Annotated in this window: 14 protein-coding genes; 7 read left to right on the top strand and 7 right to left on the bottom strand. The window is 41.6% G+C overall.

Annotation, left to right across the window (positions count from 1 at the left end):
• Window positions 1-8 precede the first annotated feature (8 nt).
• From G6R11_RS20780 to seqA, 3 genes are all read right to left on the bottom strand, one after another.
• A complete protein-coding gene (locus G6R11_RS20780; RefSeq protein ID WP_163135066.1) occupies window positions 9-2,483 on the bottom strand; it encodes a glycogen/starch/alpha-glucan phosphorylase in 2,475 nt (824 codons plus the stop codon).
• 497 nt (window positions 2,484-2,980) lie between these two features.
• Entirely contained in the window at window positions 2,981-4,630 is a 1,650-nt protein-coding gene (pgm, locus tag G6R11_RS20775) for a phosphoglucomutase (alpha-D-glucose-1,6-bisphosphate-dependent) (protein WP_163135064.1), read from the bottom strand.
• 37 nt (window positions 4,631-4,667) lie between these two features.
• Window positions 4,668-5,237, bottom strand: a complete 570-nt coding sequence (gene seqA, locus G6R11_RS20770) for a replication initiation negative regulator SeqA (protein ID WP_163135062.1) — start codon at window positions 5,235-5,237, stop codon at window positions 4,668-4,670.
• Window positions 5,238-5,427: 190 nt separating this feature from the next.
• Here seqA and G6R11_RS20765 point away from each other — a divergent pair, with 190 nt between their 5' ends.
• The 5 genes from G6R11_RS20765 (at window position 5,428) to G6R11_RS20745 (ending at window position 8,008) form a co-directional block, all read left to right on the top strand.
• Window positions 5,428-6,198, top strand: a complete 771-nt coding sequence (locus G6R11_RS20765; RefSeq protein WP_240352518.1) for an alpha/beta fold hydrolase — start codon at window positions 5,428-5,430, stop codon at window positions 6,196-6,198.
• A 56-nt stretch (window positions 6,199-6,254) separates the two neighbouring features.
• On the top strand, window positions 6,255-6,476 hold the full coding sequence (locus G6R11_RS20760) for a DUF2788 domain-containing protein (RefSeq protein WP_163135060.1): 222 nt from the start codon (window positions 6,255-6,257) through the stop codon (window positions 6,474-6,476).
• Window positions 6,477-6,494: 18 nt separating this feature from the next.
• The gene (gene ybfE / locus G6R11_RS20755) at window positions 6,495-6,782 is read left to right on the top strand and encodes a LexA regulated protein (protein WP_016403239.1); all 288 of its coding nucleotides are present in this window, start codon (window positions 6,495-6,497) and stop codon (window positions 6,780-6,782) included.
• A gap of 21 nt (window positions 6,783-6,803) precedes the next feature.
• The gene (gene fldA, locus G6R11_RS20750) at window positions 6,804-7,331 is read left to right on the top strand and encodes a flavodoxin FldA (RefSeq protein WP_016403240.1); all 528 of its coding nucleotides are present in this window, start codon (window positions 6,804-6,806) and stop codon (window positions 7,329-7,331) included.
• 86 nt (window positions 7,332-7,417) lie between these two features.
• On the top strand, window positions 7,418-8,008 hold the full coding sequence (locus G6R11_RS20745; RefSeq protein ID WP_163135058.1) for a lytic transglycosylase domain-containing protein: 591 nt from the start codon (window positions 7,418-7,420) through the stop codon (window positions 8,006-8,008).
• A gap of 4 nt (window positions 8,009-8,012) precedes the next feature.
• On the opposite strand, the gene G6R11_RS20740 is transcribed toward G6R11_RS20745, so the two are convergent.
• A complete protein-coding gene (locus G6R11_RS20740; RefSeq protein ID WP_163135056.1) occupies window positions 8,013-8,501 on the bottom strand; it encodes a DUF4442 domain-containing protein in 489 nt (162 codons plus the stop codon).
• Between the two features lie 149 nt (window positions 8,502-8,650).
• Here G6R11_RS20740 and fur point away from each other — a divergent pair, with 149 nt between their 5' ends.
• A complete protein-coding gene (gene fur, locus G6R11_RS20735) occupies window positions 8,651-9,082 on the top strand; it encodes a ferric iron uptake transcriptional regulator (protein ID WP_163135054.1) in 432 nt (143 codons plus the stop codon).
• Window positions 9,083-9,130: 48 nt separating this feature from the next.
• Here fur and G6R11_RS20730 read toward each other — a convergent pair whose 3' ends face one another.
• Window positions 9,131-9,745 (bottom strand): flavin prenyltransferase UbiX, encoded by a 615-nt coding sequence (locus G6R11_RS20730; protein ID WP_163135052.1) that lies wholly within the window; start codon window positions 9,743-9,745, stop codon window positions 9,131-9,133.
• Between the two features lie 194 nt (window positions 9,746-9,939).
• Between G6R11_RS20730 and G6R11_RS20725 the strand changes: the two genes are divergently transcribed.
• Window positions 9,940-11,169 carry an HD-GYP domain-containing protein gene (locus G6R11_RS20725; RefSeq protein WP_163135050.1) on the top strand — a complete coding sequence of 410 codons (1,230 nt, stop codon included), beginning with the start codon at window positions 9,940-9,942 and terminating at the stop codon, window positions 11,167-11,169.
• 70 nt (window positions 11,170-11,239) lie between these two features.
• Here G6R11_RS20725 and G6R11_RS20720 read toward each other — a convergent pair whose 3' ends face one another.
• Together G6R11_RS20720 and G6R11_RS20715 are read right to left on the bottom strand one after the other, a co-directional pair.
• A complete protein-coding gene (locus G6R11_RS20720; protein WP_163135048.1) occupies window positions 11,240-14,365 on the bottom strand; it encodes an efflux RND transporter permease subunit in 3,126 nt (1,041 codons plus the stop codon).
• 10 nt (window positions 14,366-14,375) lie between these two features.
• Window positions 14,376-15,539 carry an efflux RND transporter periplasmic adaptor subunit gene (locus tag G6R11_RS20715; RefSeq protein ID WP_163135046.1) on the bottom strand — a complete coding sequence of 388 codons (1,164 nt, stop codon included), beginning with the start codon at window positions 15,537-15,539 and terminating at the stop codon, window positions 14,376-14,378.
• Window positions 15,540-15,652 lie beyond the last annotated feature (113 nt).

Below are 15,652 nucleotides of genomic sequence, written 5' to 3'. Positions count from 1 at the left end.
TAAGGTTCTTAGTTAGGCATAACTTTTTCAAGTTTCCAGATACGGTCTACGTAATCTTCAATAGAACGGTCTGAGTTGAACTTACCTACTGAAGCAGAGTTGATGATAGCCATCTTAGCCCACTTCTTCTGGTCGCGGTAAGCTACGTCAACTGCAGTGTACTGAGTAGTGAAAGACTCGAAGTCAGCCAATACTAGGTACGGGTCACCACCTTCTAACAAGCTGTGCTTGATTGAAGCTAGCTCACCAGGTGCACCAGGAGTGAAGAAGTCTGTTTCTAACCAATCTAGAACAGCTTTCAGCTCAGGGTTGCCGTAGTAGTAATCCCATGGGTTGTAACCAGCAGCTTTAAGCGCTTTAACTTCGTCACAATCCATACCGAAGATGAAGATGTTCTCGTCACCAACTTCTTCACGGATTTCTACGTTTGCACCGTCCATAGTACCAAGAGTTAGTGCACCGTTTAGGGCAAACTTCATGTTACCAGTACCAGATGCTTCGTAACCTGCAGTAGAAATCTGTAGAGATACGTCACCCGCTGGGAATAGTTTCTCAGCTAGAGTTACACGGTAGTTTGGCATGAACACAACTTTCAGCTTGTCTTTAATGCGTGGGTCGTTGTTCACTTTATCTGCAACTTTGTTAATTGCGTAGATAATGTCTTTAGCTAACTTGTAACCAGGAGCAGCTTTAGAACCGAAGATAAATACTTGTGGGCCCATATCGTAATCTGGGTTTTCAAGTAGACGACGGTAAAGCGCTAGGATGTGCAGTAATGCTAGGTGCTGACGCTTGTATTCGTGTAGACGCTTAATAAGAACGTTGAACATTGCATCAGGACTTACTTTGATGCCACATAGCTCTTCGATCTTATCTGCTAGTTCTACTTTCTTCTCGCGTTTAATCGCCATGAAGTTTTTCTGGAACTTAGCATCGTCTGCAAACTTAGCAGCGCCTTTTAGCTCGTCTAGCTTACGCGGCCAATCAGTACCAACGGTTTCGTTGTACATGTTAGCTAGCTGTTCGTTACAAGCAAGCAACCAACGACGTGGAGTAACACCGTTTGTTACGTTTACGAAACGCTCAGGCCATAGTTCGTAGAACTCTGGGAATAAGTCTTCTTTAACCAACTCTGAGTGCATTGCTGCAACACCGTTAGTTTTGAAACAAGTAACAACACATAGGTAAGCCATGCGAACCATGCGAGTTTCACCTTCTTCAATAATAGAAAGGTGACGTTTCATTTCGTCGTTGCCAGGCCATTTAGCTTCAACTTCGTCTTCTAGGAAACGACGGTTGATTTCGTAAATGATTTCTAAGTGACGTGGAAGTACTTTCTCGAACAAGTACACAGCCCATTTTTCTAGTGCTTCTGGCAATAGAGTGTGGTTAGTGTATGCGAAAGTTTCGGTACAGATCTTCCAAGCGTCATCCCAAACTAGACCTTCTTCGTCGATAAGAATGCGCATCAACTCGGGAATAGCAACAGTTGGGTGAGTATCGTTCAACTGAATAACAGCTTGCTTAGAGAACTGAGAGAAATCACTGTGGTTACGCTTGTAACGACGAATGATATCTTTTAGTGAACAAGCACAGAAGAAGTATTGTTGGATTAGACGAAGCTCTTTACCTGCTTCTGACTCATCGTTTGGATACAATACTTTAGAAACAGCTTCAGCTTGTGATTTTTCAGATTGAGAATCGATGTAACCACCGGCATTGAAAACGTCCCAATCAAAGAAGTCAGCAGCTTTAGATTCCCACAAACGTAATACGTTTACAGTTTTAGCTTCGTAACCAACTACTGGGATATCCCATGGCACACCTTTGATTTGACGACCAGCATGCCAAACTTTGCGCATTTTGCCATCTTCGCCAAATACAGTTTCTACGTAACCGTATAAAGGAACTTCTTGAATTGATTCTGGACGGCAGATTTCCCAAGGGTTGCCGTATTCGCGCCAGCTATCAGGACGCTCGATTTGACGACCGCCTTGAATTTCTTGACGGAATAAACCGTGCTCGTAGTGGATACCGTAACCTACCGCTGGGTAGTTAAGAGTAGCCAAAGAATCGATGAAACAAGCAGCTAGACGACCTAAACCGCCGTTACCAAGTGCCATATCAGGCTCTTCGTCACAGATGTCGTTAACGTCTTTACCAAGATCTGCCAATGCATCACGTGCAGCGCCAAATACGCCAACGTTGTGCATGTTGTTCACTGTTAAACGGCCCATCAAGAATTCAAGTGATAGGTAGTGAACTGCACGAGAATCTTTATCTGCATTCGCTTTAGAAGTTTCAGTTAAGCGTTCGAAAACTAACTCGTTTACTGCTGCACAAGTGGCTTTCCACCAAGCTTGATTGTTAGCACGAGCTTCATCAGTACCACAGGTACTACGAAGATGTTTAACGATAGCATCTTTAAACTGATCTTTAGATAACGCTACTGTGTTTGTTGCTTTTGCCTTTTTAGCGGCCATGTGAATTTCCTTTGTATCTAACCTTTGTGGTGACATCTTCCAACGTAGCATTCGATGGTTAACCGAACAACAAATGCTACAAAAGACTGTATGTGCTCAAAAATCCGAGCTCATGTTACCGATGCGGAACGATATTATATACGTTCTACATCACATTTAGGTAAAAAAGCCTCTCTCAAGACTAAATTTTTATGCATTTTTTGGAAAAAATGCTTTTTCACTCAAAGAACCGAAATGAAGTGTAAAGAAAACCCGCCAAAAGCCCAGCATTTGAAAATGCTTTCATAAGTAAATCGGAAGCAATCTTGATCGGAATCAATTAATACGGGGCCTTTGACTCAAATCGTGCAAATTATAGACCTATACCATTGTAATCCGCTTTTGTAACAAAACTATTACAGAACTTGCAATTTGAAGCAGTTGGCATACGTTTTCATACGGAATTTATGCACAAAAAAAGGGTATTTATTCAATACCCTTCATTCGGTGCTTATAGATTATAGACCAGCTTTTGCCAATGCTGCAGAAACAATGGTTTGGGCTTCTTGTTCAATTAGAGCTAAATGTTGTTCACCCTTGAAACTTTCCATGTAAATCTTATAGATAGCTTCAGTACCCGATGGACGAGCGGCAAACCAACCGTTTTCTGTCACAACTTTTAAGCCACCAATAGCAGCGCCATTACCAGGTGCAGCAGTTAGCTTGGCTGTTATAGTTTCACCAGCTAAAGTTTCAGCTTCTACCATGGCTGGGTCTAGAGCGCTAAGTACTGCTTTTTGTTCGATGCTTGCTGGCGCATCAATACGCTTGTAGCAAGGCTCGCCGAATTGCTCAACAAACCCTTGGTAATGCTCACCTGGATCTTTGCCAGTAACAGCGATAATTTCTGCTGCAAGTAAGGCTAAAATAATACCGTCTTTATCGGTACTCCATACGCCGCCATCTTTACGAAGGAAAGAAGCACCTGCACTTTCTTCACCACCAAAAGCAATACTTCCATCAAACAAACCGTCAACAAACCACTTAAAGCCAACTGGTACTTCTTTTAGTTCGCGACCTAAGCTAGTAGCTACTCGGTCAACCATTGAGCTTGAAACTAATGTTTTACCAATTGCAGCATTTTCGCCCCATTGGCTGCGGTGCGAGTACAAGTAGTTAATCGCCACAGCCAAATAGTGGTTTGGATTTAGTAGACCACTGCTCTTTGTAACAATGCCATGACGGTCATAGTCTGGGTCATTGGCTACAGCTACATCAAACTTGTCTTTAAGTGCAATTAAGCTAGCCATCGCGTAAGGAGATGAACAGTCCATGCGGATCTTGCCATCTTTATCTAGGGTCATAAATGAGAAAGTTGGGTCAACGCGGTCGTTAACAACTTCAATGTCTAAACCATAGGTTTCTGCAATAACTGACCAATAAGCGATACCACTACCGCCTAATGGGTCTACGCCAATTTTTACTTTGGCTTTAGCAATCGCGTCCATATCTAATACGTTTGCTAGGTCGTCAACATAAGGCTTAATGTAGTCAATCGCGACAATAGAAGTTTTAGTAATAGCGTCATCATAGGCAATACGCTTAACGTCTTTTAATCCGTTGGCTAAAATTTCATTGGCTCTATCTTGAACGACTTTAGTTACATCGCCATCTGCAGGGCCGCCATTAGGTGGGTTGTATTTAAAGCCGCCGTCTTCTGGCGGATTGTGTGATGGAGTAATAACTACGCCATCAGCTTGCTCTTTGCCCAAGCGGTTGTAGGCCAAAATTGCATGAGAGATTACAGGAGTTGGCGTGTAACCAAGGCCTTCTTGATAGCGGACCTCTACCCCATTTGCTGCAAAAACTTCAATGGCAGAGCAAAAGGCAGGCTCAGATAAAGCGTGTGTATCTTTACCTATATATAAAGGGCCAGTTGTACCTTGGGCTAAACGATATTCGGCAATGGCTTGGCTAACTGCCAATATGTGGTTTTCGTTAAACGCTTTCTTGCTAGAACTACCACGGTGACCAGAAGTACCAAAAGCAACCTGCTGCTCTCTAATTGATACGTCTGGTTCCAATAAGTAGTAGTCGGCCACTAAACGTGGGATGTTTGCAAGATGCTCAGCCTGAGCTGGCTTACCTGCTAAAGGGTGAATAGCCATTAATAGCTTCTCCGATGCTTAAGTTTAAGATAAATAGTTAGACCGCTTTACATAAGCGTTCAATTTGAAATTCTTGTAAACCCATTTCACTGGCGACATGCTGAAGAATGTGTCGTTTGCGCGCAGTGTTGGTATTGGTAATCACCCAATAAGGACTATTTGGAATAGCTTGAGGTTTGCTGGTTTTTCCAGAGGCCAGTAATAAGTCTTTATCTTGCGAGAAGTATTCGCGTTTGCTTCCTTTTAATACACAGGCTTTAGCAAACTGCTCGCCGCTTATGGCGTAAAGGCCTGACAGCAAAGATAAGAAACGTTTTGTAGAACTACCCACTTCAGATATTTCACTAAAATCGAAATAATCTAAAGGATTACAATCAGGCTCATCGGCTTCCAAAGCTGTTTCGGTGTTTGCTACTTCAACGACTAACTCTTGAACTAAGTTGTCTTCTTGGTTGTTCTCAACAACATTAACAGCCTGTACTTCTTGAAATGCTTGACCGTCAACTTCTAACAGTCGTCTCAAAATATCTGAGGCACTTTCGCCAATGTGTTTAGTTTGGCTGGCAATGTATAAATACAAATCTTCTTCAATTTCTATCGTTTTCATCGTTTCTTTCTAGGATTGCAAAGCTCTTAACATAACTAATTATTATACATAGCAGCGCTAATAACTCACCAACAATCCGAATTTGATCCTTTGAAAGCCCAATTATTGAACAAAGAAATGACTTTCTAATACTTGTAGTAATAGAGCTGCAAAGGCAGACTAACAATTTTGTGACATTTGTGGAGCCAGATTGTTGAACCTGCATTATAAAGAACAAGGGCAAGGCTACCCTATCCTGCTCATTCATGGACTATTTGGAAGCTTGTCTAATTTAGGCATTTTGGCTAAACACTTGGAGTCCCTATCCTATCGTGTAATAAGTATAGATACCCTAAACCATGGTTTATCGCCACGCTCGCAGTCTATGAGCTATCAACATCAAGCTGAAGCGATTAAGGCCTTATGCGACAAGCTAGATATTACGCAGTGTGCCATTGTTGGTCACTCAATGGGTGGGAAAATTGGTATGGCTGCAGCTCAGCTCTACCCTGATTTGGTTAACGCACTAGTTGTCGCCGACATTGCACCGGTGGCTTATCAACACAACCATACTGCAGTATTTTCAGGACTAAAGAGTTTTGATCCCAAAGATATTAAATCACGTTCAGAAGCAGAGAAGTTGCTAGCTAAGCACATTCAAGAACCAGGCGTGAGACAATTTTTGCTTAAGTCCTTAACTAACACCGAAGACGGTTGGCAATGGCTATTTGACGTTGAGCAACTAGCACTTTGCTACAAAAGCATCATCGGTTGGGAACAATTTGGCCACTATAAGCGCCCGTGCTTGTTTATAAAAGGAGAGAATTCAGACTATATTGTGAGTGATTATCAGCAAACAGTAGGTCAACAATTTCCTAAAGCCGAGCTTAAAGTGATAGCTGGAACCGGACATTGGTTACACGCTGAAAAACCTGCGATTTTCAACCGTTTAACTGAGCAGTTTTTAGCCAAGCATATTTAACACCTGATGGCGCTTTATGGTATAGTGCGCGTCGAATTTTTATCTGAAGGATAGTGATGTTCGCAAAGCATATAGATCTTATAGAGAGCCTAGCGCTAAATATTGGCTTCGCTGTTCTATTTTTCTTTATCGGCATGGCTATTCAAGACGTATTAAAAAAAGGCAATGTACCTCCTTTCGGCCGCGCAATTGTATGGCTAGTATTATTTTTAGGGTGTGCAGGCTTTATTGCAAAAGGGCTAATTCAGCTAACCTGGGAAGGCAGCGGCTTAGCTTAGATGGTTGTTTTATAATTAATGGCAAAACAAAATACAGATCGAACCACTATTGATCTATTCGCCAGTGAAAAAAGAGTTGGGCGACCAAGAACTAACCCTTTAGAGCGGAAAGATCAGTTAAAAACCAATAAGCGCAACCAGCTGAAACGCGATCGTGCAAATGGTCTTAAAAGAATCGAGTTGAAAGTAGAGCTAGCTCTCTTCGAACAGTTAAATCAATTGGCTACTGAGTCCGGCATAAGCCGCAGTGAGTTAATCGAAAAGATGCTAAACAAACAAGTTAGTCAATTTTCAACAAATCAATAGTTTGTATTACAGGTAACATTTATGGCGAGTGTAGGAATATTTTTTGGTAGCGACACCGGTAACACCGAAGCTGTTGCGCAAATGATTCAAAAAGAGCTAGGTAAAAAGCTAGTTGAAGTAAAAGACATTGCCAAGTCTTCTAAAGAAGACATTGATGATTTTTCACTCATTTTATTGGGTATCCCAACTTGGTATTACGGTGAAGCTCAATGTGATTGGGATGATTTTTTCCCAGACCTAGAACAAATTGATTTTTCTGAAAAATTGGTAGCAATATTTGGTTGTGGAGATCAAGAAGACTACGCAGAGTACTTCTTAGATGCCATGGGCACTATCAACGACATTGTAGTAAATAAAGGCGCTACTGTTGTGGGTCATTGGCCAATTGAAGGCTATGACTTTGAAGAGTCTAAAGCCTTAGCTGATGACGCACACTTCGTTGGTTTAGGTATTGATGAAGATCGCCAACCAGAGTTAACCCAAGAACGTGTTAAAGGCTGGTGTAAACAAGTTTACGAAGAAATGTGCTTAGCTGAATTAGCTGACTAAATTACTGGGCGAAAGCCCAGTTTTTGTATCTGACCCTCGTATAGTTGGCCAAGTTTATGCTTAACTTGGCTCAGAGGGAGAGCAAATTGTTTAAATACCTATTATTACTTTTTATCGGCATATCCAGTGTAGCTAACGCTGATGTTTGGTTTTATGAAGACCAAAACGGCGTAATGCACTTCGCCCAAGAAAAGAAAGGCTCTAAATGGCGTTTACTAATGCGAACGCCGAAATCGCTAGATCCTCCAAAAGCTAAGTCTATTCCTCAACGCTCTCCTAGTGATCGCCCCTATCATCAACTTATTGTAGACAGTGCAAAACGTCATAAACTTGACCCCGCATTAGTACATGCCGTTGTTGCTACAGAATCCAATTATAAGCACGATGCAGTATCGCGGGCAGGCGCAATGGGTTTAATGCAATTAATGCCTGCCACCGCAGAACGCTTTTCTGTTACCGACCCATTCATACCAGAGCAAAATATTGAGGCTGGTAGCCGTTACTTACGTTGGTTGCTAGACGAATTTGAATCGCTGCAGCTAGCGCTGGCGGCCTACAATTCAGGTGAAAACACAGTTAAGCGTTATGGCTTTAAAATACCGCCTTATAAAGAAACCCAAAACTACGTCACTAAAGTGATAGAACGCTACAAGAAAAACCTAAGCCTCATTCAGTAACCCTCTAAGCTGCCTGCTTTAGTTCAGGTCGATACTGCCGCTTAAGACGGATATACAATTTGCGTTTAATTACCGCTACAACCTTACCCTTTTCACCCAAAACTTCGGTTGCAACTTCAGGTTCAAATTTCTCTCCTGATGCAACAGCAACAAGAATAGTTTCAATAAACTCTTTATCCAGTTGAAACTTAGCAAACACTTTGCCTCGCCCTGGTGTCACGAATTTAATCGACGCTTCGCTATCCCATATATGATAACGATTACCTAAAATGGCCATTAACATCAGTGGATAAATAGGATCGGTCATCGCAAACATGGCTCCGCCAAATTGTGAGCGATTGGCATTTTTATTCCACCATCGAAATGCTAAACGCACTTGGCAAAGGCTAAAATCCTTACTAAGTTCGGTTATCTTAATTCCAGAGCCCCAAAACGGTGGCCAAAGATTAAGCACTGTTCTCGCAACGGCTGCTTTTTTTAGTAAAATATCCATAAGCTCAACTGGTCTGACATGTTAAGAGTAGGTTAATAAATATTTAACTGTGCTACAAGTCTTCTTATCAAGCTTTCTGTTTGTCGTGTAAATCCGTATACTACTGTGCAGTTATGGAATGAATAACAGCAAGGGAAAGAATTTCACCTATGTCTGATAATAATCTAGCTCTAAAAAAAGCGGGCCTTAAAGTGACCTTGCCAAGAATGAAAATTCTAGAGCTGCTGCAAACGCCTAATAACCAACATATTAGCGCAGAAGACTTATATAAGCTTTTAATAGACCAAGGCGAAGAGATTGGTTTAGCAACTGTTTACCGAGTACTTAACCAGTTTGATGATGCTGGCATTGTTACTCGTCACCACTTTGAAGGCGGTAAATCGGTATTTGAATTAAATAGCCAACACCACCATGATCACCTAGTGTGTTTAGACTGCGGTAAAGTAATTGAATTTAATGATGATATGATTGAGCAACGACAAAAAGATATCGCTGTAGAAAACAATATCAAACTGACTAATCATAGCCTGTACTTGTACGGCAACTGCACCAAAGCAGACTGCGAAAGCCGCGAAGACTAGTTTCAATAAATACAGGTGATCTAATCACCTGTATTTGCTTTCCTTAACTTACTTTCCTGAATATCCCCAACGCGCTACTAAGTCATTATCAATACCTATATGATCAAGAATCCGAGCGGTGACATGTTCGACTAAATCCTGAATCGTCTCAGGCTTATGATAGAAACCAGGGTTGGCGGGCAATATATCGACACCCAATTTAGCTAACTTAAGCATGTTTTCTAAGTGGATAGCAGAAAAAGGCATTTCTCTTGGCACCATGATTAACTTACCCTTTTCTTTTATAACCACGTCTGCTGCGCGTTCAATCAAGTTATCTGAAAGTCCCATGGCAATTGAAGCCAAGGTTCCCATGCTACAAGGACAAACCACCATCGTTTTTGGCGCTGCTGAGCCGGATGCTACAGGTGAAAACCAATCATTTTTTCCTGGTACAACAATTTGCTCAGGCTTGGCGTTAAACCTCTCTTGAAGGAAAGATTGAGCTTTTTCGGGGTTACTTGGCCATTGCTCATCTACTTCTGTCGCTAACACTACTTTTGCAGCGCTAGATACTAGCAAATGCACGGTAAACTCTTTTTTAACTAGCTGCTCTAATAAACACAATGCGTATGGAGCTCCAGAGGCACCGGTAATCGCTAGAGTAATTTCTTTATTTTTCATGATTTTATTGTTTTTTAGCTCGTTGTTGCCAGTAACTATGATGTTGCATCATCGAGTAAATCGCCTGAACTAACATCATTTAAATCGATTGTAGCGATAATAAGTGTGCTTAGCGACTTGTTATGAACAATCAAGCATTTATAAATTTGTGACTATTAACTACAATTACTCAAAGGATTAATTACTCTAGGCCTATGTCTAAAACAGAAATACCTACTCAGTTATTACAAGTCGGGCATTACATCAGCCTTCCCTTGGGTTGGACTGCCCACCCTTTCATGCGCAATAACTTCCTCATTAAAAACAATGAACAACTCACCGTCATAAAATCCCTAGGTTTAGAATTAATAGAAGTTGTTCCTAGTAAGTCTAAAGTCGCTACACCACAGCTTAACCAAGATGATGGTATTGACGAGAAGCAATCTGAAGTTGCAGAAGTTGACCCTGACCAGGCTTGGTTAGAAGAACTTCGAAATGGGCAGAAGCGGGCAAACAAAGCTTATTTACAAAATGCAGAGAATTTTCGTTTAGCCTTAACCAAATTTACCAGTAAACCCGAAGAAGCCTATTACAGCATCTTTGAGCAAGTAAACATCACCTTACAACTTATGTTCAAATCCTCTTCAGCTCATAGCGTTTATGTAAGCCTTGAGCCAAGTAGTGATGAGGATATATTCTTTCATAGCGTAAATGTGGCAGTGCTCGCTATTTTAGTAGCCAAAAACCTCGGTTTTACTGAGAAAGAATGTCAACATTTATGTATTGCAGCGATGATTCACGATATTGGTGAGTTAAAAGTACCTCAGCAAATTCGCCGGAAACCTACAGAGTGGAGCCAAGCTGAGCAAAACTTCTATCAGACCCACCCAAAATTTGGCGCTGAACTGATAAAAAAAGCAGGTTCATTTCCTGAGGAAGTGTTACCCATTGTGATTAACCATCATGAACGTTTAGATGGTTCTGGCTACCCACAAGGCTTAAAAGCCAAAGATCTAAACAAAGCAACTCAGCTATTGGCGATTGCCGATGCCTTTGAACATTTGTGTTCCCCGCTTCCCAATCAAAAGCGCATGACACCTCAAGAAGCCTTCGCTTCTCTATATAAAAGCGCCGACACAAAATTTAACAAGCTTTACTTAGAACAACTGATGAACACCCTTGGCATTTACCCGCCAGGCTCAATCGTTAGCTTATCCAACAACGGCTTTGCTATGGTGATGTCTAGTAACCCTAAAGAAAAACTTAAACCAAGGGTACTGCTGTTAGAAAAAGGCAAAAACTTCACTAACGCCAACATAGTAGACCTAAGCAAAGAAGACTTAAAAATAAACAAAACTGTAAAGTGGGAAGATGTACCTGCTGCCTTAGTAAAGAACTTTGATCCTAAATTACGTTGTTGTTATTTCTTCGACCCAGAACAATAAACTCAATGTATATAGCAGCCATAAAAAAGCCCGATAAATCGGGCTTTTTGGATGTTAAGCGTATTGCTTACTATTGGTCTTCAGCGTCCTTAATACCTTTAACTTTCTCACGTAAGCCTTGCAACATTACGTAGAAAACAGGCACTAAACAGGTACCTACAATAGTCGCCGCTATCATTCCACCCATTACTGCGTAACCCAATGAAATACGACTAGCAGCACCAGCGCCGGTAGCAATTACTAAAGGAATAACGCCAAGGATAAACGAGAATGCCGTCATCAATACAGCGCGGAAACGTAAGCGAGCAGCTTTAACAGCGGCATCGCGAATACTCATTCCGCCTTCTCGTAACTGTTTAGCAAATTCCACAATAAGAATAGCGTTTTTACAGGCTAATCCTATGAGCAATACCAAACCAATTTGGGTATACAAGTTTATGTCCGAACCCATAATCCAAATGTATACAAAGGCACCTAATATGGCGATAGGTACTGCCAGCATTACCGAAATTGGTACCGTCCAGCTTTCATACTGAGCAACCAAGAACAAATAGGTAAAGATTAATGCCAAGCTAAAGATAAATGGCGCTAAGTTACCGGCTTTAAGTTCTTGGTAAGTTTGACCCGACCATTCGTAGGTATAACCAGCTGGGAAAGTGGTTTCAGCAATTCGCTTCACCGCATCAATGGCTTGACCGGAACTAAATCCAGGTGCAGGGAAAGCATTCATCTTAACTGCGCCATACAAGTTGAATTGGTTGATGTACTCGGGCCCTAACTTTGGCTCTACTTGAACTAATGTATTAAGAGGAACCATTTCATCAAACTTATTTCGAATATAGAAACGAGCAATATCTTGCTCGGAATTTCGAAACTCAGTTTCAGCTTGCATGTTTACCCGGAAAACTTTACCAAAGCGGTTGAAGTCATTCACATACATTGAACCCAACATCGTCTGTAAGGTCATGAATATGCTGCTTAACTGTACACCTTGAACCTTAGCTTTTTGTCGATCTACATCCACGAACAACTGTGGTACATCAGCACGATAAGTACTAAATGCTGCAGCAAGTTCAGGTGCACTACCCGCTTCAACTGCGGTAGCCCGCATTACACCAGCAAGACTAGCTGGAGTACGGCCAAGAGTATCCTGAATAAAGAACTCTACACCAGCTACTGTACCAACACCTGGAAGCGCAGGTAACGAGAAGCCAACTGCCTGGGCTTCGTTGTAACCAGCTAACACGCCATTAGCGCGCTGAACAATGTTAGATTCAACTAAAGCAGGATCTTTACGCTCATCCCAATGTGAAAGAATCACAACCATTAAGCCAGCATTAGAAGATACAGCACCCGAGATAATTGAATAACCACTAGCAGAAATAACATTGGTTACCCCTTCTAGCTCATTCAACTCGTCTACCATCTTCGATACGACTTCTTTAGTTCGGTTGATAGAAGCACCGTTAGGTAACTGTACGTCGATAAAGAAGGCTTTTTTATCTTCTGTCGGTACGAAACCAGATGGCAAAGAAGTGGCCAGGTAACCGGTAGCACCAATCAGCAGAACATACACGATACCCACGATAGACAGCTTTCTTACCATGCCGCTAACAAAGCCGGTGTATTTTCCAGTTACCTTATCAAAGTGCTTATTGAAAAAGGCATGGAAACCTTTTTCGTGTACTTTAGGTGCCTTTAGCAAAGAAGCACATAAGGCAGGACTTAAGGTCAAGGCGTTAACTGATGAGATTAATACCGAAATACAAATGGTAATTGAGAACTGGGCATACATTTGACCAGTAATACCCGGCATTACTGCAGTTGGTGCGAATACGGCTAATAGCACCAAGGTAGTGGCTACAACGGGTCCAGTTACCTCTTGCATCGATTTGGTGGTCGCCTCAACAGCGTTCAAACCTTCGTCCTGCATTAATCGTGTGGTGTTTTCTACCACAACAATGGCGTCATCAACCACAATACCAATCGCTAGAATCAAAGCGAACAGCGATACCGTGTTAATGCTCATACCAGTAGCAAGTAAGAACGCAAAGGTACCTACAAGAGATACAGGAATAGCAATTGCTGGAATCAAGGTTTGTCTTACGTCTTGCAAGAAGATGTAAACAACAAAGATAACTAGCGCGATTGCAATAAGCAGCGTTTCAAGCATTTCATCAATAGATGTTTCAACGAACTGGGTAGTGTCGTACAACACTTTATAGTCCATATCTTCTGGGAATTGCTCACTTAAACGCGTTAACTCTTCTCGTACACCTTTAGCAACTTCTAAAGCATTTGCGCCACTTGCTTGGTAAATAAACAATAGAGCAGAAGCTTTATTATCGAGCATCGCTTCAGCGTCGTAACTCGCTGCACCAAGTTCAACCCGTGAAATATCTTTAAGGTAAACCGCACTACCATCAGGGTTTGAACGAATAATAATTTCTTCAAACTCTTCTGGATGGCTTAAACGGCCTTTAGTAGACAAGGTATACTGAAATTGTTGATCGCGAGGTACAGGAGCTGCACCAATTCGACCAGCCGCTACTTGAATATTTTGTTCTTGAATAGATGCAATAGCATCATCAACGGTAACACCTAAACTAGCCATACGATCTGGGTTTAACCAAATACGCATTGAATAATCCATGCCACCAATAATGCTTACCTTAGATACTCCGTTAACCCTTGCAAGGTTATCTTTAATATTGATTCCCATGTAGTTGTTAAGGAACAAGTTATCTAAAGACTCGTTGGGAGATACAAGGTTAAGCATCATCAAAATACTCGGATCTTGTTTCTCTACTTTTACACCGTTTCGTTGTACTTCAGATGGCAGTCGTGGCATGGCTTGTTGAACGCGGTTTTGCACGTTTACCTGCGCCATATCAACGTTACTACCTACTTCAAAGGTAACGTTAAGCGTATAACTACCGTCATTTGCGCCCTTTGATTCCATGTAGATCATATTTTCTACACCGTTAACTTCGGCTTCAATAACCTTAGCAACAGTATCTGCAACAACTTCTGCACTAGCACCAGGATAGCTAGTAGTAACCGACACCATGGGTGGCGAGATGTTTGGGAATTCCGCAACCGGTAATACCGGTATCGACAAAAATCCGGCCAAAGTTAACACTATCGAAATAACGAAGGCGAACTTGGGTCGATGAATAAAAAACTTACTAATCATCACCGACTCCTTAAGACTGGGTATCAGAGAATGGTTGAACAGTATCCATTTCGTGGTCTACTTCAGCACCAACACGGGCTTTTTGTAAACCTTCGGTGATAACCAAATCGCCTTTTTCTAAGCCTTTCTCAACTTCCCAGTCGATACCATAACGCTGGCCAAGTTCAACATTTCTACGACCAACCATGTTTTTCTTGTCAACGGTTAGCACGTAACGACCTTGTTGGTCCTCTTGTACAGCACGTTGTGGGATTAGCATAACTTCTTGCATTTCTGGGGATTCAATAATGACCGTCACATACAAGCCAGGAACGATGATATGTTCTTTGTTAGCGAACTCAGCACGAATCGCTAATGTACCAGTGGTAGCATCTACACGGTTATCAACAAAATCCATTTTGCCGACTTCGTCAAACATATTGCCATCAGGAAACTTAATTTTTACTGGGAAATCGCTAAGTTTAAAAGGAGTGGTAACAGACTTATGTGCACGTTGCGCCTCAATAAGTACTTTTTCCGGAAGTTGGTAATTAACCCAAACCGGTTCCATTTGAACTAGGTCAGCTAACTCGGTTTGATCTGGAGAAATCAAGTCACCAGTAAACACAGCCGCACGGCTAATTCGGCCAGTAAATGGTGCGTAGATTTTTGTGTAGCCTAATTCAAGCTTTGCATTATCTAACTCTGCATTAGCGCTTTGTAAAGATGCCGCTGTTTGCAGTTTACGAGATAATAAGTTGTCGTAATCAGACTGGCTGATGAAGTTGTCTTTAATTAGGCCTTCACCACGCTTGAAGTTTAAAACAGCAGTATCATAAGCAGCTTTTGCTTGAGCAACTAAAGCTTTAGACGCCTTAACTGCTGCATCGTATTGGGCTGGGTCAATTTCAAACAGTAAATCGCCCTTCTCTACAATGCTACCTTCTTCAAAGTTGGTTTTTAACAAGTTACCACGCACTTTAGATTTGATAGTGATATCTTGAGTTGCTTCAGTTCTGCCAACAAAATCATTACTTGGCGTTACTTCTTTCATTGCAACTTCAAGAACTTTCACATTTGCTTTAACAGCTGGTGGTGGAGGTGGTGCTGTATCACACGCACTTAAAAACGAAAGTGAGGCAATTGTTAGGCCCAAAGCCTTTGCCACACGAGCTACAACAGGTGTGCGGTTCATAAACATTCCTTGTATAATTTTGTGTACCGAGTAAATCACAGTTAATCATAGTCGTTCTAGCTTTGCTTGAAAACTAAAGCAGTTACTTTTAACCAACATTTTTCTAAATATTA

Source organism: Agarivorans sp. Alg241-V36 (assembly GCF_900537085.1).
Lineage (GTDB): Bacteria > Pseudomonadota > Gammaproteobacteria > Enterobacterales > Celerinatantimonadaceae > Agarivorans.
The sequence above is the reverse complement of the archived record's forward strand: the minus strand, read 5'-3'. Positions and strand labels throughout refer to the sequence as shown.